Raw genomic sequence first — 19205 nt, 5'->3', positions numbered from 1 at the left:
TTAGCTAACTCAAAAAAAGCCTCGATTTATCGGGGCTTTTTTACATCCTTATGAAACATCCTTCGACTAAAGAATGTGCTTTTTGCTAAAAATCATACTTTCATTGTGCTAATTTAAATTAAAAATTGAAATCACATATATTTTAAATAAGAGAGATAAATCATGTCTAAAAAGATTCTAATGTTGGTCGGTGACTATGCAGAAGACTATGAAACTATGGTTCCATTTCAGTTCTTAACTGGTTTAGGTTATACCGTGCATGCTGTTTGCCCAAATAAAAAGAACGGCGACCATATTGCGACGGCTATTCATGATTTTGAAGGCGAACAAACTTATAGCGAAAAACGTGGCCACAACTTTGCGATTAACTATGATTTTGATGCCGTTAATACCGAAGAATATGTAGGTCTAGTTATTCCGGGTGGTCGTGCACCAGAGTATTTGCGCATGAATGATCGTGTTATCGAAATTGTGCGTGAGTTTGATCGAGTGAAAAAACCAATAGCAGCCGTATGCCATGGCGCTCAGTTACTGGCAGCGGCAGATGTATTACAAGGTCGCCTCTGCTCAGCTTATCCAGCATGTGCGGCCGAAGTAAAATTGGCAGGTGGACAATACGCAGATATTGCTGTGAGTGAAGCCGTTACAGATGGGCATTTGGTGACTGCTCCAGCTTGGCCTGCACATCCAGCTTGGTTAGCTCAATTTGTGAAAGTTTTAGGGGCTACAATTACGATCTAAAGAGATCTCTTTATCCCAAATACAATAAAGCCTGCTATTAGATAGCAGGCTTTATTACTAAAATAGAAAACTAGATTTTTTATCTTGTAATCCCTAATTTATTCCAAATTTCTGGTGTTAAAAACGTCGTCACTAATTTATTTAAATCGATATAACGCAATGTACCTTGTAACTGCTGTTTAACGGCCGGGTCTTTAACAATATCTTCACCCGCACTTTGACCTAACTGTTGAAAAGCCTCTCCAACCGCCTTCACACCTTCAGCCTGAATTACAGCTTTGGTCTGAGCAGAACATTGCTCCACAATCACACGTTGTAAAACCTGAGCCAGTTTTTGGTCTAACTGATCTTTTTGCTCAGGCGTTACATTACTAAATGCTTTTAAATCTGGATGAGCTGCTAAAGCTGTAAATGTCCATTGAAGTACAGTAGTTTTGTCTGAAGCCGTTGTAGCCTTAACTAAACAATCACTGAGCTGATCAACCGTTGGGCCAGCCATCACAATTTGAGTAGTCCCCAACACAGCAGCAGCCACACATATTGAACGGCTCAGGTGTGAAAACTTACGGCGAACAATAGCGTAAAGATGATGTGACATAGGTCTGGCTCCAATAAACAATCTGTTCTTTTTATCACAGAGTCACTAAAGTTACCTGTTATGACTCTGTAACCGCAAAATACTTATTTCACCACAGACTCTATTCGATCAAGCTCCCACACCCCACCTGCTGCCAAGCCTTTACACATACCCGTCCACATATCCTTAGTATGTACAAAACTCTTACCATCCCACACCCATTCTTCACTTGCCCAGCAGTCTCCAATGCCTCTTCCCTTTTGAGCACTACTGATAATACCGCTATCAAAATCTGAAGCGGACTCAGTCACAAATGTTGCCTTACCATTTAAAGACTCATCTAACACCCAAGCACCATATCCTTCGTTATAGGCACCTCTCCAGCACAACGTAGTCGCCAGAACTTTCTTATTGGTTAGTTTATATAGCTCAATTTTCTGTGGTTCAGCTCCATCGCTATTACCGCCATAAACGCCTTCACAAAAGCCATCTTCTTTCGGATTGGGTTTAGCAGTCATCAAACTACGGTGTATTGCCTGGTACTGTTTATTTTTAGGCTGTAAAGTTAAATAAGGTTTGTTTGAAGTCTTAATACGTTTAACAAGTAGTTTTGGCTCAGGCATAAGCACTTTGGTTTCATTGGTGCTGCCCTTTTTAACCAAAGCACCAACAGTTCCGATACGCTTCTGAAAATCATCCATTTTTAATAACACAGCGGTCATTCCAGCATCGGAAATTTTCCATTTATGCTGTGAATTTTTAAATACAATTTCGGTCTTCTGTTTGGATTGCTGTAGTACAGCATTGACTTGCGAGCTGTTCAGTTTACCCATAAGTGGTAACTCAGTACCATCTACACTCACAGCGCCTAAATCTTTGCCATTTATATAAAAATGAATATTTTTAAGCTGGTTTGCTGGCATGCTTTGTTCATAGTCTGACAAAGCAAATTCAATCTGCACAGGTTCTTTTGGGCCAGCTTTACGTGTTAATAAAATTGAAGCAGGATTGTCACCATTTTCCTCGTTTTGATAGCCTGCGGCTTTACATGTACCGGTATTGCTACAAGAGATTTCCCATTCTTGGTGAGAAAATGAAATACCTTTTATGTCTTGAGCAAAACCATAAGAACCAATGACGGATAAACAGCAAATTGAAAGGACTTTCTTCATTTTTTCATGTCTCTGCTGGTCTGTTTTATTATGAAGTTAACAATAGCGTTAAATTTTGAGTTACCGTCTAGTTTAAAAGAATATGTTAGATTTATATAAGATTTAAATTGATTACTTTCTAAAAATGAAAAAACTAAATTTTTTATTATGCACAGCATTGGTCAGTCTAACTTCAACTGTTTATGCAGAAGTAAAAAGCTTTACTCCCCATTTTCCAAAGTTTTATAGCTCTGCTGCAACCCGCAAAGCAGATAATCAATTCTACGCTCTAGGAGAGGCAAAGTTTTTAAACGGCGTTACAGTCCCGTTTTATGGTGTTACAGCACAGAGCCCAACAGAGAATGGTTTACTTAAAGACTTTGAAACCTGTACACCTAAAAGCTGCCATTTTAATTTTAAACTCGATGCTCAACATGCAAAACAACTCAAGCTTCTTGCATTACCTGAAACAGGTTTGGTGCTCGTTCCAAGAAATTGGCAAGATGTGCAAGCAAATGCAGGCGCTAATGGGACTGGTTTTGCTCTAATAATGAGTACAGATCAAAAACAAGCAATAGAACTCTATGATTCTTCATTTTGTGTTGGCTGCGGATTACCAAATGCAACGCTCTATTTCCCAGAGTTATTAAAAGAAAGTCTTGAAAATGAATTCGGTGGCTATAAAGACCCTAAAAAACTCATCAATATTGTTCACCCTTCTAAGAAAGTGGCTTTTTTTAGTTATCAAATTCCACAAGTGAACAATAAAACGCATGGTATTGCTAAATATTATGATGAAGACACTTTTAACTATAAAGAAATTCAAATCACCTTAGATAAATCGCAGCAGTCTTTAGTTGGCCCTATCCTTAATTTTTATAATGCAACGCACTAATCCAATACTTAATAAAAAAACCCGCTTTCGCGGGTTTTTATTTTATTTGTGTAGTATCGACTCAAAAGCTTTTAAACGCTTATAAATTGAAAGCAATTCAATAATCGTTTTCCATGAACTAATTAAATATTGGAAGGATTCACGAACCTTATCGAATACACCACCAATTTGGTTAATCAAGCCTAACGTCATCTTCCCACTTGCAATTGCAGGAAATAAAACAACTAGACTATATAAAATATCTAATTGCTTATACCAAGTTGCTACCAAGTTAAAGTAAGCATAATGAAAATAGAGGCGGAAGTAGTTTTTACGAACTCTGCTAAATAGTTCTTTTAAAGTAGCTGGTCTTGCACGCTCTGCATGATCTTCACCATAAACTAATTCTTTACGATAAGCCGCTTCTACTTTTTGATTATTAAATTGGAGTCCAGGTAATTTAATACCAACCACCATTAAAAGAACAGTACCAAAAGCAGCCCATACAATTGCAGCCCATACTAGAGAATGTTCTAATTCACCAACAATTGGTAAAACAGGAACATGTTTAGACAGTTGAAATAAAATAGGTAAAAAGGCAATTAAGATCATAACAGCTTTCACCAGTTCAACGCCTAAGTCTTCCATAATGGTTGCAAAGCGCATAGTGTCTTCTTGCACACGCTGTGAAGCCCCCTCGATATGACGAAGCTTTTCCCAATGTTCTGTGTAATATTCATTCATTGCTGTACGCCAGCGGAATACATAATGGCTTGTAAAAAAGGCATTAATCACAGCAAGCGTCACAGCGACCATAGCAATATAAAGAAAGACCATCGTCTCACTATAGAGTGCTGAGAGGTCTCCTCCGCCATTCGAAAGCATTTTTTGAATTAAATCCCAAAATGGTACATACCATGCATTAATCGCAACACTGACTTGAACACCAAACCAAATATTAAACAAAATAAATGCGGAACCCCACACTGACCAACCCTGCCATGGATTATTAGAAACAATTTTCCAAAATCCAGCAAAGAGCGCAGTAGAGATTAAAAACCAGACATAAAACCATAAGAAAGTTGGAGACCAAAAACGGCTCACACCCACTGGTAGTTGAGCATCATGATAGCCTTGAGGAAACCCGATAAAAGTTCCCCACGTGTTTCCACCTGAATACCAAAGCATCATATTGAGTGCGATCCAAATGACCGCAGATATAAAGAAATACCGTGGTGATGGAAAAAATGATTTGAACATTGAGCGTGGATATCCCTATATTTCTTCAAATTTACAATGAAAGGAATACTAAAACCTAAACCTTAAAATTGTGAAGGGTAAAGTTTAGAGAATTGTCAGTTTTTCCTGTTTCATTGAAGGATTTGATCGTTTTTTTGTAAATTAATCCCTTTTTTGGCAATTTAATCCATTTAAATTACCTTGTATATGACTCTCAATAGAGCCATATACAGCTTTTATAACACAGTGATATCAGAGATTAAATCTCTTCCTTACGAACAATATAGCCTTCTAATTGCATTGCTTGAATAAGCAAATCTAGGTCCGAGGCACTTTTTAATTCGACATCAACGCTCACAGCGCTTTCTTTGGCACGGCTTGTTGCCGCAAAGCGTTCATGACGCAGCTCATAAATATTACCGCCCTGCTCAGCAATAATGGCTGTTAAACGAGCTAAGGCACCTGGATTATCAGGTAATTCAACACGAATACGAACCATACGGCCTGTACGAGTTAAATGGCGTTGTAATACAGAGACCATAACACGTGTATCAATATTTCCACCTGATAGCACTACGCCCAATTTATGACCTAAAAATAAATCAGGACGCGACATAATTGCAGCAATACCTGTCGCTCCTGCTCCTTCACATACTGTTTTTTCAATATTAAGTAAGAGTGCAATCGCTTCTTCAATCATGTCTTCAGTGACAACGACAATGTCATCAACATATTCTTTAGCAACTTGAGTTGTAAGCTCACCTGGAGTTTTTACCGCAATGCCCTCAGCAACAGTAGAGCCCATTGAAACCGCATGTTGATAATTACAAAGTAGTTTTGCCATACTTGGGTATACAACTGATTGCACCCCAATAATTTTAATTTTTGGATTGATCGCTTTAGCAGCAATTGCAATACCAGAAATTAAACCACCACCACCAATTGGCACAACCAAAATATCCAGATCAGGCACAGCCGCAAGCATTTCAAGTGCAATGGTGCCTTGACCCGCAATAATTTCAGCATCATCAAATGGGTGGATAATCGTTAAAGATTCTTCTTGTGCAACACGATGCATTTCAGCAGCAGCTTCTGAAAAGTCCTGCCCATGCAAAATAACGCGCGCACCATACTCACGTACTCGTTGCACCTTAACATTTGGTGTAGATTTCGGCATTACAATAGTTGCAGTCACACCTGTCCGCTGAGCATGGTAGGCTACACCTTGTGCGTGATTGCCTGCCGAAGCTGCAATAACACCATGTTGTTTTTCTTGCTCAGATAAACACAACAGTTTATTCAGAGCACCCCGCTCTTTAAATGAAGCTGTAAATTGTAAGTTTTCAAATTTCAACCACATCTCAGCCCCTAAGGTTTTAGAAATGGTTTCTGAGAAAACAAAGGGAGTTTTTACAACTAAACCTTCCAAACGCTCTGCGGCAGCATGAACATCATCTAATGTTGGAAAGCCATTTTTAACCTGTTGCTGTATCATTTATCCAGTCAGCCTCAATACACTACAAATCAATTATTTTTAAAAAACGGCAACAATATTTCATATTAACCATTAGAGTTTTCAGCATATCCAACATGTCTCTAATATACAAAAAATTTTATTCCAAAAATTGAAGATTTAGACTTCCATAAAAAAAGCCCTATGTGGGCTTTTTTTATAATTTTCAGAATATTAACGTTTATTTATTGGCTTTGAGCACTCAAGCCTTCCGTAGACATATTTTGTTCAGCTATTTTTTCATCAATAGCAAACTGAATATCAGAAAGCTTGGCATTAGTTGCATCTATACCAGATTTCATAGTAGCTTCACGGCCTTTGACATCAAAAATATGCGCTTTTTCTCTTAAATCTGGCTGAATAACAACATCTGCATATTGTAACTCTTCTGCTGCCAAACGCCCTTGCATGATATTAATATTCTGGTTAAACAGTCCCCATACATTCGATGTTTCTGTGTAAATAGGCTGAGCTAAAATATCAACTGCAATAATGACATCAGCCCCTAAATCACGAGCCACTTCAACAGGTACAGGACTTACCAACCCACCGTCTACATATTCAGATTTACCAATTTTAGTCGGCACAAACATACTCGGAATCGAAGCAGAGGCTCTCACGGCTTGCCCAGTATTGCCGTAGTTAAATACGGTCTTAGTGCCATGCTTCAGTTCAGTTGCCACCACATACATTGGAATCTTCATTTTTTCGAGTGGCATATTATTTACTTGCTGGTTAACGTAGTTCTCTACTTTTTTACCATCAAAAAAACCTTTTAGACCGATACTAATGTCACGGACGTCACCAGCTTTCATTTTTAAAGCAGTATCACGCAGTTCAGCAGGTGTTTTACCACTCGCATAAATTGCCCCAACAATACTACCCGCACTCGTACCTACAATAAAATCCGGGCGAATACCATGTTGTTCTAAAACTTCAATCACCCCAATATGAGCATAACCTCGTGCTCCACCGCTACCCAATACAAGCGCAACAACAGGACGTTTTTGCATTTTTTTAATTCTTGCAAAAGGTTGATCGACAGGACGAGCATAAGCTTCTGTCGTTTGCGGTTTTAGAGCAGCAGACAAGTGTGTGGTGGTCTGGCATCCCGCCAACACCATAGAGAGTCCGAGAACCCACAATTTAAGCTGTTTCATGGCCCATCTTCGCACTATGAGGTTTAAGTTCGGATTGCAATTTTAGTTGCTACTTTCGTGAAAAGCTGTAGTGAATTTATTTAATTTGTCATGTTTAAAATTTAGACTCAAGTATTTTATTTGTCCCCTATATAAAAAAGGCCCCTTATGTATAAGAGGCCTTTTGAAACTTACCAGATATCTGAATCAACTTTTTTCTTCAATTCCGGATACTTGTCAATTTTAAACTCAGGCTCTTTAATGCCTCGTTTTAATTGCTCGCGGTAATCTTTTAACAAAGTACGTGCCATTGGCGTTAATAGTAAAATTGCAATCAAGTTAATGGTTGCCATGATACCCATAAACAAGTCAGCCATTGACCAAACGAGTGGAACACTACCGATTGCACCGAAGTACACCATCACCAATACGAAAATTCGGAAGATAAACATGACTTTCGGGTTGTTATTAATAAACTGTACATTACCTTCTGCATAAGCATAGTTACCTAATACAGCTGAATAACAGAATAAGAATAATAGAACCGCTAGGAAATCAGATCCCCAATGCCCAACTTGAGTTTCTAAGGCACGTTGTGTTAATTCAACACCAACAAAACCTGCGTCTTGGTAAACGCCAGAAACTAAGATGATGATTGCAGTACTTGTACATACAATGAACGTATCTACGAATACACCAAGCATCTGTACTAAACCTTGGTTTACAGGATGTTTTACATCAGATGCAGCAGCTGCGTTTGGCGCAGAACCCATACCTGCTTCGTTTGAGAACAAACCACGTTTAATACCTTGCATCATTGCCATTGACACTGCCGCACCGAAGAAACCACCTGCCGCAGCATTGAAGTGGAAAGCTTCAGTCACAATCAGCTTTAAAATATCAGGCAAAATTGCATAGTTACTAATTGCAATATAGAGAGCAACGGCTAGATAAAGACCCGCTTTTAAAGGTACAAACATCTCTGCAAATTTAGCGATACGTTTAATACCACCAAAAATTGCCAATGCAACCATAACGACAAGCGCAAGGCCAACCCATGAAATTTCTAGATCAACACCACCTAAATGAGCAATAAGATTAGCTTTGTCCCAACCCCAAGCATGTGAAGAAGCATTAGCAATCGCATTAATTTGGACTGAGTTGAATACGAAACCGTAGGTAAAAATGAGTGCTAGTGCGAAAACCACACCAAAGGTTTTACTGCGTAAACCTTGGGTAATATAGTAAGCTGGTCCACCGCGGAACTGTTTAGTCTTGTTATCTCGAACTTTAAAAAGCTGAGCAAGTGTAGACTCAATAAAAGCAGAGCTCATACCAAGTACGGCAGTTACCCACATCCAGAACACAGCGCCAGGGCCACCAATTGCGATCGCAATTGCCACACCTGCAATGTTACCCACCCCAACACGGCTTGCAAGACCCGTTACAAAAGCTTGGAAAGGTGTAAGTCCATGCTCATCTTCGCCTTCTGTACGGCTGCTTTTCATGACACGGATACTTTGCAAGAACATGCGGATCTGCACTGCCCCCGTTAAGACCGTATAAAAAATACCGACAGCCAGCAAGAAAATAACCAGAAAATCCCATAAAGGATCATTAAAAAATTGTACCCACGACATCAGTGTGGCATTGAGTTGTTCGTTCATACTCGGTCCGCTTACGTTCTTGCTAATGTGCTAATAGCACAAGCCAAAATACTGCAATAAACAAAAAAGCCCCTCAAAATAGGGACTTCTTCAGTACATTTAAGGAAAAACTTTTAATGTCACTTGAATAGCAATTAACGTCACAAGTTTAAGCAACATAATGCCCAGCACTAAGCCTTTGAAGGTCGCATGAGAGAAAGCACCCTTCAGATAAAATGAATTCATCGCACCACTGAACATATTCCCATTTGGGTGAACAGAATGCATCGACTCGGCTACAAACTTGGAAACTAACAAATGACCACCGCTAAATCAGCTCGTTTAATGATTCCCATCAATTAATCGAGTTATAAAAATCTGGATTTAAGCCAATAAGCATATTTACATATACTTGAGAGCGAATGTCTAAAATGGATATGAATTTCAAAGACTGTAACGAGCCATCGCCATAACGCGGCTATCTGCGCCCTTTTCCCGCTGAGTGGAGAAGAGTGCATTTAGATCTGTACCAAGCTGTTGTATTTCTTGTGGCTCAGTAGTTGCGTGAGTTACGTTCATTTTCATGGTTGCAATGGTAATCGCCAATCCTTGTTTCATGAACTGCTTGTTGATGAGCGGTAAACTCATGTAAAGCTCCTTATTCCTCGTGTATTTCTCCATTTCTACATTCAAATCCTTTTTGTAAAGGGATTTTGTATGCAGCCATTTCTTTCCTAACATGAGTATGGAGAAATCATACCTGCGTAAAAAAGTCGGTATTATGCAGAAATTTAAAATTTTGTGTATGTTTTTCATTAAAATTTTATGTTATTTCCGATTGTTTTTTATCCAAAATCATCTGTTTTGTACTGTTTTTAAACATATTATACCTTTTTTTCAATTGAGTAATTTTTAATCCAACTGATGCTATAGATTTATTTTTATAGTCAAAAACATCATACTTTTTTGTCTATTTAGATCTAAAGTGGCATATTCACATTAGAGTTAATTAGACATTATATTCAAAATAAACACATCATCATATCTTTAAGGATATCCCTTTTCTAATATTTTTTGCTTATAAATGAAGTACTTTCAAAACATGAAATTAAACTTCAAAAAGTATTAAGTATTTAAGAAAAGATATAGGAGTACGCATGAATCTGGAACAAGTTCGTCTCGTTGATGAAGCTATCACTTCTCGACATTCTGTCCGCGCTTTTTTAAATACTCCAATTGAGCCAGAAGTCATTAAAGATATATTACGAGTCGCAAGTCGAGCACCTTCTGGAACGAACACCCAACCATGGAAAGTCTATGTGGTCACAGGTAAAAAGCGTGATGAAATGGTTGAACGTGTCTGCGCTGCACAAATTGAAGTTTCAAAAAATCCTGAGCTAGCAGAACAATATAAAGAGACTTTTGCCTATTACCCTGAAAAATGGATATCCCCTTTTATTGACCGCCGCCGCGAGAATGGCTGGGGACTCTACGGTTTACTCGAAATCAAAAAGGGCGAAAAAGAAAAAATGGCTGAACAGCAGCTACGTAATTTTAAATTGTTTGATGCACCAGTCGGCCTTTTCTTTACCGTAAATAAAACGATGGGAATCGGCTCTAAAATGGATATCGCAATGATGATCCAAAACGTGATGGTCGCTGCCAAGGCACGTGGCTTAGATACATGCCCACAAGCAGCTTGGAATCATTTTCACCCTATTGTTTTAGATATAGTAGGTGCATCAGATGACGAAGAACTGGTATGTGCAATTGCATTAGGTCATGCCGATCCTAACCACATTGTAAATACCTTTATCACGCCTAGAGAACCTGTTGAAAATTTTGCAGTTTTTCTAGACGAATAAGCTATAAGTGGCCATTCTCTAAAAGCTATGAGAATGGCTTGGTTTTGACCTGTTGTGTCGCTTTCAATACGACAATAAAACCACTTAGTGTAAATAACACCATCATTACGCCCATATTGAGCGATGCAGACCAAATCAGGAAGTTAAGAAGCACGCCTCCTAAAAGGCCACAAGCGAATTGCATACTTCCCATAATTGCACTTGCTGTTCCAGCGCGAGCACCTTGTTTGGACATTGCTAACGCCATAGCATTTGGGCCTGTTAAACCAATGCCTGAAATAGCTAAAAATAACCCTACCATAACCAGCCATAAAGGCGCCGCAGGAATTAAACCAGCAATAAATACAATGATGGCTCCAGTCACTTGCACAAGTGAACCCGATTTTAAGCGTTTGGTAATTTCAACACGTGTTGTTAAATGCTTGTTTAAAGAGGACATTAACATGATGCCAAAAGCATTTAGTCCAAATACGTAAGCAAACTCTTGCTGATTAAGTCCGTACTGATCCATAAACACGGCAGGTGCTGAGCTGATATAGCAAAATAGTGCTGCCCCCGTTAAACAGCCTGCAAACATAGGTAAGCGGAAACTTGCATCTTTGAAAATAGCTCCATATAAAGTCACCACTTGATAGAGTGATAGCTTAAGCCTTTTATCATTTGCCAAAGTTTCTTTAAAAAAGAAATGTACGCACAGCCAACACAGCGCACCCACAATTGAAAGCGCAATAAAAATAGCCTGCCACGGAAACCAAATTAAAATCCATGCTCCGATCATAGGAGCCAAAATTGGTGCAAGCCCCATGACAATCATCATACTTGAGAAAGCTTGTGCAGAGCCTTGAACGTCCAATTTATCGCGTATTGCTGCACGAGCCATGACTACGCCAACACAACCACCTAAAGCTTGTAAAATACGGGCCGCAATCAAGCTCCATTCATTAGTAGCCATTACACAAAATAAGCTTGCGACTGCATAAAGCGCGAGGCCAAAGTAAAGTGGTTTCTTTCTACCGATACGATCACTTAAAGGACCATAAACCAACTGCCCAATGGCTAAACCAAAAAAATAAGCTGGTAGTGTATTTGCCACCATTTGCGTACTTACCCCAAAATCATGGGCCATTTGTGGTAACGCAGGTAAGTACATATCAATGGATAACGGCCCTAAAGCCGTAAGTAAAGCGAGCAACATAATCCAGCCAATAGAGTATTGACGCTGGGCTGTTTGTTCAGACATAACGATATTTCATTTTTCACTCATTTGCATACAGACAAGCTTACACTGTCTATCGTATGATTTGTGCAACATTGGTGTAGAAATACACAAATCCTTTATCACTCAGGTTGATCAGCAAGGACTTCATTTGAAATCTTGGTTTAAACGCCTAAAAAGAGCGACTTATAACACAACATTTATGTATAACGTGCGAATGCTGATAGCCTTTTCAGGAACTGCTTTCGTGCCTTATTTTTTAGGCTATCAATTAGCAACTATTCCACTCACTTTAGGTGTAGTCGCAGCAGGTTTGAGTGATATTGATGATCGCTTTTCCGTGCGAATCATGAACCTAATTTATACTTATATTGGGTTCTTCGTTACCGCAGCTTCTGTACAACTACTTTTCCCCTACCCAATGGCTTTTGCCTTAGGGTTGATTGCTTCATGTATTGGCTGGATTTTACTAGGTTCGTTAGGACGTCGTTACGCCACCATTTCTTATGGCTGTTTGGTTGTTTCGGTCTATACCATGTTGGGTGTTCACCTTTTCGATCACTGGTATATTCAACCGGCTCTTTTAGTTGCAGGTGCTGCGTGGTATGGCCTCATTGCAACGATTAGTTTTTTATTATTTCCGGTTCGCCAACTTCAAGACAAACTCGCAGCGTCTTATGCCTCTCTAGGTGATTTTCTATTTGCAAAATCAAACTTATTTGATGTAGATATGACTCCTGCCAGCTATCAGCAAAGTATGATTGAGCTGTCATTAGAAAATGGTAAGTTAATTACGATTTTTAATGACTTAAAAACAGCTTTATTGACTCGTTTAAAAGGAGACCGTGGGCAAAAAGATACACGCCGAAGCTTACATTATTATTTTGTCGCTCAAGACATTCATGAGCGTGCTGACTCAGCCCATATCGACTATCAAAAGTTAGCCAAAATTTTTCAGCACAGTGATATTTTATTTAGATTTCAACGAATTTTGGCGGTTCAAGGCAAAGCTTGCCAAGAGTTAAACGAATGTATTTTACAACGTAAACCTTATAACCATAACAAACGTTTCAAGCAGAGTTTTGAGAACTTAAGACTATCTTTAGAGAAGCTAAGACGTGATCAGCATTATGATCTGTTATGGGTAAATGCTCTCTTCGCTTTATACCAAAACTTAAAATCTATCGACTCTCAGTTACTCAACTTAGAAACGGAACAACACATTCAATCCGATAAAGTAAAACAAGCTGAAAATCAGCTTAAAGACGATGATTTACAAGGATGGAATGATATTGTCATCCGAATAAAACAAAATCTAACTCCTGAATCTGTACTTTTCCGCCATGCAATTCGCGTCTCAATTGTTCTTTTTATTGGGTATGTGCTGATTCAAATGACCAATATCGAGTACGGGTATTGGATTATGCTTACAGCCCTATTTGTAAGCCAGCCTAACTTCAACGCAACCAAACGTCGCTTACGCTTACGAATTGTCGGAACATTAGTCGGAATTATTGTTGGTCTTACCATTGTATTTCTCGTACCTTCTGTCGAAGGACAACTATTAATGTTAATCCTAAGCGGGGTATTGTTTTTTGAGTTACGCAGTAAGCAATATGCTCAAGCAACCGCTTTTATTACAATTTTGGCATTAATTAACTTTAATCTAGATGGTTCGGCAATGGCTGCTGCTATTCCGCGATTTGTAGATACTTTAATTGGATGTGCCCTAGCTTGGTTTGGAGTGACATTTATTTGGCCTGACTGGAAATTCCGACGCTTACCTCGCAACATCAGACGTTCATTACAAGCTCAATGCAATTATTTAGCTGAAGTTGTTAAACAATATCATGAAGGTCGCAATCATGCGCTGAATTATCGTATTGTAAGACGTGCTGCCCATAACACTGATGCCGAGGTTGCTTCACTTATTTCAACTTTAGCAACAGAGCCAGACTTTGACCCTACCCGCAAATCCGATATCTTTGAATTTTTATGTTTAAACCATACATTTTTAAGTTATATCGCAGCACTTGGAGCACATCGAGAAAGCATTCAAGATCAAGCTGTTCTTAAACTCTTAGATCAAGCACTGGATGATATTCAGGGGGCTTTATTGAGAGATGAGATGCCTGATCTTACAGCACAAAATATGCTCCAGACGATACGTCAACGTTTGAGCCAAAATAATGAAGAGGATCAAAAATCACTCATCATTTTACAGCAGCTATCACTCATGCTTGGTGTATTGAACCGTTTTAGTATGCTAAAACAACGCCTAAGTCATGATCTTGATAATGATGCCAGCGAGCTTGCATCGTTATAAATTTGATTCGGAAATTAGTATGAAATTGGCATAATATCCTTTCCTGACTTATGCCAATTAATGCTAAACTTAAAACAGTTTACAATTTGTTATTTGCACTATGACCGCGAAAACTTTATACGCTTATACGCTTCAGCCTGTTCCCTACGATGTGTCAGAAGCTGAACAACGTAATGCACAGCTTCTTATCTGGCGCAGCACCAATAAAATCAGCACAAAAATTTGGGCAATTATGGGTGTGGTTTTAGCCCTAGCTATATTAGGTCTTATTTTTATTAAGAACTACTCTACTGTTTTTTGCTGGGTTGCTATTGTTGCTGTAGTACTTTACTACCTAGGTCGTAAATACGGATTAGAGTGGTACGTTAAACGCAAAATGAATGAATTTCCGGTACAGGAAATCAAAGGTATTCGTTTAGGTGTGCAGCCTCATGGTATTGTGATGCGTCAACAAATGGGCTTACAAGAAGGCGTAGGTACTATTGGATGGAAAAATATCTACGAATGGTACAATACACCTGATTTTATTTTGGTCAATTTCAAAGTAAAAGATCCAAAAGGCCAAGAACAACAAGGTGCTTATATCCTACCTAAGCGCATGGATTCTAAAAACTTCTCGTTCAACACAATTCGCACACACTTAAAAGAATCTGTAGGCGAACCAAAAACCTTGTAATTCCAGATTCTATAAAAAGCCTCCTCATGGAGGTTTTTTATTAAGCTAAAAATAAATGATAATGAAAATTAATATTATCTCCAAAATCCATATTATCTCCCCAATCTTCGGCTATACTTCGTTACAAGATCTCCATCATATTTACATTTTCGACCATGTTTAAAAAAATTTTATTTCAAATTCATTGGTTTCTGGGTATTACTGCTGGCCTAATCTTATCCATTATGGGTGTTACAGGTGCAATTTATTCTTATGACCAACAAATTTTAAAATGGGTGAATTCTGATAGTTATGTTGTACAAGCTGAAAACACTCCAAAATTAACTCCTGCTCAGCTTTACCAGCATTTCAATACAACCCAACCTGAAATCAAAATTAATAGCATTACGATCGCCAAGGACCCCACCTCTTCTTCTGTGGTAAACATTGAAAAAGAAGGTGAACGCCGTGGCTATAATATGATGGTGAATCCTTATAACGCTGAGATTCTTCCAGATGTTAAAGGCCGAAAGTTGTTGTTACTCATACAACAAATTCATCGTAATTTAACAGCAGGTGAAGTTGGTAAACAAATTACTGGTGCCTGCGCACTCATGCTAATTTACTTCGTACTCAGTGGGTTATATTTACGTTGGCCTAAAAAACACTCTGCTCGTCAATGGCTTGCTGTTAAACCTAAACTCAAAGGCCGGAATTTTATTTGGGATCTACATGCTGTTGTCGGCACATGGGTCATTGTTTTTTATCTTCTTTTCGCATGTACAGGACTATATTGGTCTTATGATTGGTGGCGTAGTGGCATGTTCAAAGTGATGGGAGTTGAACAGCCTAAACGACAAGATCATGGCGCTACTCCCCAAAATCAAAATCGTGGAATACAGCAAGGTAAACAATCTGACCATAATAATGATAAAAAATCAGAGCCTCAATTAGATAATACTCAACTCATTACAGCACTTAATCAAACATGGAGTGGCTTCAATAGTCAGGTTGGACGTGATTATTCGACTCTAACATTAAGCTTACCGAAAAAAGATGATGGAAAAATTGAGTTAAGCTTTGTCGATGCTACCCCACAACACGAACGGGCACGTAACCAAGCCATCTATAATTATCAAACTGGCAACATCGAAAAGATGGAGCTTTACGAAGACAAAAAGCTTAATCAAAAGATTATGAGCAGCATGTTACCCGTACACCGCGGTAGCTTCTTTGGACCAATTTATCAATTCGTTGCAATGCTTGCTTCTCTAGCAATGCCTTTGTTCTTGGTTACTGGGTGGATGCTTTACCTTAAACGCCGTAAACAGAAAAAATTAACACAGGCAGCTCGTCAGTCTTTAGCAGGACAATACATTGATCCAAATGCAAAGCCTTGGCTTATTACTTATGCAACTCAAACAGGCGTAGCTGAACAACTCGCTTGGAGTACGGCAACAAGTTTACAAGAGGCTCATCAACCTGTTCAGGTAAAACCTGTACAGCAGCTAACACAAACTGATTTAGAGCAACATCAGCAGGTTTTATTTGTGATCAGTACTTATGGTACTGGTGATGCTCCTGATCTCGCGACAAGCTTTGCTAAGAAACTTTTAAAATTGAATGTGGATCTTAAGCACATCAACTATGCTGTTCTAGCGCTAGGCTCTAAAGAATATCCAGACACTTACTGTAGTTTTGGCCATGCCGTGGATGCTTGGCTTAAAGCAAATGGTGCTCATGCTCTCTTCAATACAATTGAAGTTGATAATGCAAACCAATCGGATATTCAAAAATGGAACCAATCTCTTGCGAAGGCAACTAAATTAGATTTGCATGCGGTAAATCTGGAAAAAGTATTTGATAGTTGGACATTGCAGCAACGTGATTTACTCAATCCAAATAGCTTAGGTCAGCCTGCTTATAATATTGAACTTAAAGCAAATCATGAAGCGATATGGCAAGCGGGTGATATTGCCGAAATCCAGCCTGGTAATAGTCCTGAACGTATTCACGCTTTTTTGCAAAAGCATCATATTCTTAAAAATTCAAAAGTTGATTCATTACAGATTTCAATTGAAAAAGCTCTTTGGAACAAAGATTTAACGGGAGAAATTGAACCATTTGCCAATCTGGATCATTTATTAGAGCAGCTCCCTACTCTACCAACGCGAGAGTATTCGATTGCGAGTATTCCTTCTCAGCAAGTCCTTCGTTTGGTTGTACGCCAACAATTTGATGCGTCTGGTAATTTAGGTTTAGGGTCAGGTTGGCTGACTCAACATACACAAGTTAATAATGAAATTGCTTTGCGTATTCGTACCAATGAATCATTCCATCTTATTGATGATAACCGCCCTATTATTTGCATTGGTAACGGAACAGGTATTGCTGGCTTAATGAGCCTATTACACACCCGTACACGTCATGATTACACTGAAAACTGGTTAATCTTTGGTGAACGTCAAAGAGCATGTGATTTCTTCTATGAATCAACTATTGAGGCATGGAAAACCACAGGAATGTTAAAACGCCTCGATTTAGCATTTTCGAGAGATCAAGAACAACGCATGTATGTTCAAGATGTAATCCGTCAGAATGCAGCAGAATTAGTAAGCTGGGTAGAACGGGGTGCTGTTCTGTATGTATGCGGTAGTATTGATGGTATGGCAAGTGGAGTCGATCAAGCACTTATCGAAATTCTAGGTGAAGAACAGGTAGATGATTTAAGACAACAAGGCCGTTACCGCCGTGATGTTTATTAAAGATCAATAAAAACAAAAACCGAGTAATAGCTTAAATGCTTTACTCGGTTTTTTATTGCATTCAGAATGATTTTGCATACACTGTCTGCAATTTAAATTGCAACTCTAAGCACAATGCAAGTCAGTAAGTGGATCCGTATTTTCCTAGCAATCATTGGTTCGATTTTATTTCTAGATGGATTAGTTCTAATTTGTCTCAATAAAATTAATGTAGGCACCGTTATTCCTTTAATTTTAGGTGCTTTCTTCTGCCTATATTCCTTATTTTATTATCATTTAGAACGCTTTTTCTTCTATCACTATCGCTTACACACACTTTGGCGTTTTGGATGGTTATGCTTCTGGATATGGTTAGTTGGCTTAGGCTATTTTTTTAGCTTTATTAAAGAAAATAAAGATACTTCAAATAATATTCCTCCAGTAAAAGCAATTATTGTCTTAGGAAGCGGTGTTGAGAATGGTCAGCCATCCACAATTCTTGCAAAACGTTTAGATACGGCCGCCCCTCTAGCCCTAAAACAGCAGCAAGCACAGATTGTTCTAACAGGTGGTCTTGATTTTTCAGAAAAAGAAAGCGAAGCATTGGTTATGTCTCGTTATCTTGAACAAAAGTATCATATCGCAAGAGATCAAATGATCCTTGAAGATAAAAGCACCAGCACAGAGCTTAACTTAAAAAATAGTAAACCCTTATTAGAACAGCACCACATTACCTTAGACCAGCCAATCGCTATTGTGACAAGTGATTTTCATATTCCTCGAGCAATAGCAATTGCAAAAAAACAGGGCTATACCCAAGTTTATGGGATAGCGGCCGAGACACCATTAGCTACTCGCTACAATGCATGGTTACGTGAATATTTCGCATATGCAAGTGGATGGCTTTTAAACGAATATTAAAAATAATTTAATAAAAAAAACTGCTATTTAAAAAATAGCAGTTTTTTTATTTGTGAAAATATTAGTGATCGGTACAAATACAGAGTTGATCTAAGCTGAAGATCATAAATTGCAAGTTAGATTCTTATCTTTAGCCACTAATAAAGAAATTTAATAAGGAGGAGGAAGCCCATCAACAGCAAGAGTAAAAAAACACTAATGCTAAAAAATTAAGAACTAGCGATCAATAAAAAGAATAACTTAAAGGTATAAGGACTTTAATTTTAGAATAGAAACGTTGTATCTACACTGAGTCACGTAGTAAATAAATTTACATGTAAGTATAAGATATTTATAGATGAATATGAATTTAGGGAATTTAAATTTCTGATAGAAATTATGGTGGGCGCTGACGGGATCGAACCGCCGACATTCTGCTTGTAAGGCAGACGCTCTACCAACTGAGCTAAGCGCCCTTAATGAGAAAAGATAGCGAATGTATCTTTATACTCTACATTCTCTAGACAAGGGAATCAAGAGAATGGCGCAGCGGACGGGGCTCGAACCCGCGACCCCCGGCGTGACAGGCCGGTATTCTAACCAACTGAACTACCGCTGC

At 38.6% G+C, this 19205-nt stretch carries 16 protein-coding genes and 2 tRNA genes; 7 read left to right on the top strand and 11 right to left on the bottom strand.

Features of this window, described 5'->3' with window-relative positions; translation table 11 throughout:
- The first annotated feature begins 162 nt into the window (after nt 1–162).
- On the top strand, nt 163–741 hold the full coding sequence (locus tag RMA94_RS02605; protein WP_213069679.1) for a DJ-1/PfpI family protein: 579 nt from the start codon (nt 163–165) through the stop codon (nt 739–741).
- Nucleotides 742–820: 79 nt separating this feature from the next.
- Here RMA94_RS02605 and RMA94_RS02600 read toward each other — a convergent pair whose 3' ends face one another.
- Together RMA94_RS02600 and RMA94_RS02595 are read right to left on the bottom strand one after the other, a co-directional pair.
- Nucleotides 821–1339, bottom strand: a complete 519-nt coding sequence (locus RMA94_RS02600; protein WP_202724672.1) for a hypothetical protein — start codon at nt 1337–1339, stop codon at nt 821–823.
- An 83-nt stretch (nt 1340–1422) separates the two neighbouring features.
- Nucleotides 1423–2490, bottom strand: a complete 1068-nt coding sequence (locus tag RMA94_RS02595) for a DUF1176 domain-containing protein (RefSeq protein ID WP_311081747.1) — start codon at nt 2488–2490, stop codon at nt 1423–1425.
- 124 nt (nt 2491–2614) lie between these two features.
- Here RMA94_RS02595 and RMA94_RS02590 point away from each other — a divergent pair, with 124 nt between their 5' ends.
- A complete protein-coding gene (locus RMA94_RS02590) occupies nt 2615–3364 on the top strand; it encodes a DUF4850 domain-containing protein (protein WP_119684658.1) in 750 nt (249 codons plus the stop codon).
- A gap of 42 nt (nt 3365–3406) precedes the next feature.
- On the opposite strand, the gene sbmA is transcribed toward RMA94_RS02590, so the two are convergent.
- From sbmA to RMA94_RS02560, 6 genes are all read right to left on the bottom strand, one after another.
- On the bottom strand, nt 3407–4603 hold the full coding sequence (gene sbmA / locus RMA94_RS02585; RefSeq protein ID WP_311081746.1) for a peptide antibiotic transporter SbmA: 1197 nt from the start codon (nt 4601–4603) through the stop codon (nt 3407–3409).
- A 238-nt stretch (nt 4604–4841) separates the two neighbouring features.
- On the bottom strand, nt 4842–6077 hold the full coding sequence (locus RMA94_RS02580) for a threonine ammonia-lyase (RefSeq protein WP_005064397.1): 1236 nt from the start codon (nt 6075–6077) through the stop codon (nt 4842–4844).
- Nucleotides 6078–6280: 203 nt separating this feature from the next.
- Complete coding sequence (locus RMA94_RS02575) at nt 6281–7255, bottom strand: patatin-like phospholipase family protein (RefSeq protein WP_311081745.1); 975 nt, start codon at nt 7253–7255, stop codon at nt 6281–6283.
- Between the two features lie 170 nt (nt 7256–7425).
- Nucleotides 7426–8901 carry a sodium:alanine symporter family protein gene (locus tag RMA94_RS02570; protein ID WP_057062565.1) on the bottom strand — a complete coding sequence of 492 codons (1476 nt, stop codon included), beginning with the start codon at nt 8899–8901 and terminating at the stop codon, nt 7426–7428.
- A 99-nt stretch (nt 8902–9000) separates the two neighbouring features.
- Nucleotides 9001–9141 (bottom strand): hypothetical protein, encoded by a 141-nt coding sequence (locus RMA94_RS02565; protein ID WP_014207545.1) that lies wholly within the window; start codon nt 9139–9141, stop codon nt 9001–9003.
- Between the two features lie 183 nt (nt 9142–9324).
- Entirely contained in the window at nt 9325–9528 is a 204-nt protein-coding gene (locus RMA94_RS02560) for a hypothetical protein (protein ID WP_086399865.1), read from the bottom strand.
- Between the two features lie 509 nt (nt 9529–10037).
- Here RMA94_RS02560 and RMA94_RS02555 point away from each other — a divergent pair.
- Nucleotides 10038–10745 (top strand): nitroreductase, encoded by a 708-nt coding sequence (locus tag RMA94_RS02555; RefSeq protein ID WP_086399666.1) that lies wholly within the window; start codon nt 10038–10040, stop codon nt 10743–10745.
- Between the two features lie 25 nt (nt 10746–10770).
- Here RMA94_RS02555 and RMA94_RS02550 read toward each other — a convergent pair whose 3' ends face one another.
- On the bottom strand, nt 10771–11985 hold the full coding sequence (locus tag RMA94_RS02550; protein WP_014207547.1) for a multidrug effflux MFS transporter: 1215 nt from the start codon (nt 11983–11985) through the stop codon (nt 10771–10773).
- A 127-nt stretch (nt 11986–12112) separates the two neighbouring features.
- Here RMA94_RS02550 and yccS point away from each other — a divergent pair, with 127 nt between their 5' ends.
- The 4 genes from yccS to RMA94_RS02530 all read left to right on the top strand — a co-directional run bounded on the left by yccS (nt 12113) and on the right by RMA94_RS02530 (nt 18607).
- The gene (gene yccS / locus RMA94_RS02545; protein ID WP_017400237.1) at nt 12113–14287 is read left to right on the top strand and encodes a YccS family putative transporter; all 2175 of its coding nucleotides are present in this window, start codon (nt 12113–12115) and stop codon (nt 14285–14287) included.
- 100 nt (nt 14288–14387) lie between these two features.
- The gene (locus tag RMA94_RS02540) at nt 14388–14963 is read left to right on the top strand and encodes an SdpI family protein (RefSeq protein WP_002116136.1); all 576 of its coding nucleotides are present in this window, start codon (nt 14388–14390) and stop codon (nt 14961–14963) included.
- Between the two features lie 155 nt (nt 14964–15118).
- A complete protein-coding gene (locus tag RMA94_RS02535; RefSeq protein WP_311081741.1) occupies nt 15119–17707 on the top strand; it encodes a sulfite reductase flavoprotein subunit alpha in 2589 nt (862 codons plus the stop codon).
- Nucleotides 17708–17821: 114 nt separating this feature from the next.
- Nucleotides 17822–18607: a YdcF family protein gene (locus tag RMA94_RS02530; protein ID WP_161282944.1), complete on the top strand. Its 786-nt coding sequence runs from the start codon at nt 17822–17824 to the stop codon at nt 18605–18607.
- Between the two features lie 379 nt (nt 18608–18986).
- On the opposite strand, the gene RMA94_RS02525 is transcribed toward RMA94_RS02530, so the two are convergent.
- A tRNA-Val gene (locus RMA94_RS02525) sits at nt 18987–19062 on the bottom strand.
- 66 nt (nt 19063–19128) lie between these two features.
- A tRNA-Asp gene (locus RMA94_RS02520) sits at nt 19129–19205 on the bottom strand.

Origin of the sequence: Acinetobacter sp. V115_6 (genome assembly GCF_031799025.1) — a bacterium.
Lineage (GTDB): Bacteria > Pseudomonadota > Gammaproteobacteria > Pseudomonadales > Moraxellaceae > Acinetobacter > Acinetobacter pittii.
Note: the sequence above shows the minus strand (reverse complement) of the source record. Positions and strands in the feature narration are given on the sequence as shown.

Coding starts and splice junctions, on each gene's coding strand:
- RMA94_RS02605 (WP_213069679.1), top strand. CDS start 163: ATGTCTAAAAAGATTCTAATGTTGGTCGGTGACTATGCAGAAGACTAT.
- RMA94_RS02600 (WP_202724672.1), bottom strand. CDS start 1,339: ATGTCACATCATCTTTACGCTATTGTTCGCCGTAAGTTTTCACACCTG.
- RMA94_RS02595 (WP_311081747.1), bottom strand. CDS start 2,490: ATGAAGAAAGTCCTTTCAATTTGCTGTTTATCCGTCATTGGTTCTTAT.
- RMA94_RS02590 (WP_119684658.1), top strand. CDS start 2,615: ATGAAAAAACTAAATTTTTTATTATGCACAGCATTGGTCAGTCTAACT.
- sbmA (WP_311081746.1), bottom strand. CDS start 4,603: ATGTTCAAATCATTTTTTCCATCACCACGGTATTTCTTTATATCTGCG.
- RMA94_RS02580 (WP_005064397.1), bottom strand. CDS start 6,077: ATGATACAGCAACAGGTTAAAAATGGCTTTCCAACATTAGATGATGTT.
- RMA94_RS02575 (WP_311081745.1), bottom strand. CDS start 7,255: ATGAAACAGCTTAAATTGTGGGTTCTCGGACTCTCTATGGTGTTGGCG.
- RMA94_RS02570 (WP_057062565.1), bottom strand. CDS start 8,901: ATGAACGAACAACTCAATGCCACACTGATGTCGTGGGTACAATTTTTT.
- RMA94_RS02565 (WP_014207545.1), bottom strand. CDS start 9,141: ATGTTCAGTGGTGCGATGAATTCATTTTATCTGAAGGGTGCTTTCTCT.
- RMA94_RS02560 (WP_086399865.1), bottom strand. CDS start 9,528: ATGAGTTTACCGCTCATCAACAAGCAGTTCATGAAACAAGGATTGGCG.
- RMA94_RS02555 (WP_086399666.1), top strand. CDS start 10,038: ATGAATCTGGAACAAGTTCGTCTCGTTGATGAAGCTATCACTTCTCGA.
- RMA94_RS02550 (WP_014207547.1), bottom strand. CDS start 11,985: ATGTCTGAACAAACAGCCCAGCGTCAATACTCTATTGGCTGGATTATG.
- RMA94_RS02540 (WP_002116136.1), top strand. CDS start 14,388: ATGACCGCGAAAACTTTATACGCTTATACGCTTCAGCCTGTTCCCTAC.
- RMA94_RS02535 (WP_311081741.1), top strand. CDS start 15,119: ATGTTTAAAAAAATTTTATTTCAAATTCATTGGTTTCTGGGTATTACT.
- RMA94_RS02530 (WP_161282944.1), top strand. CDS start 17,822: ATGCAAGTCAGTAAGTGGATCCGTATTTTCCTAGCAATCATTGGTTCG.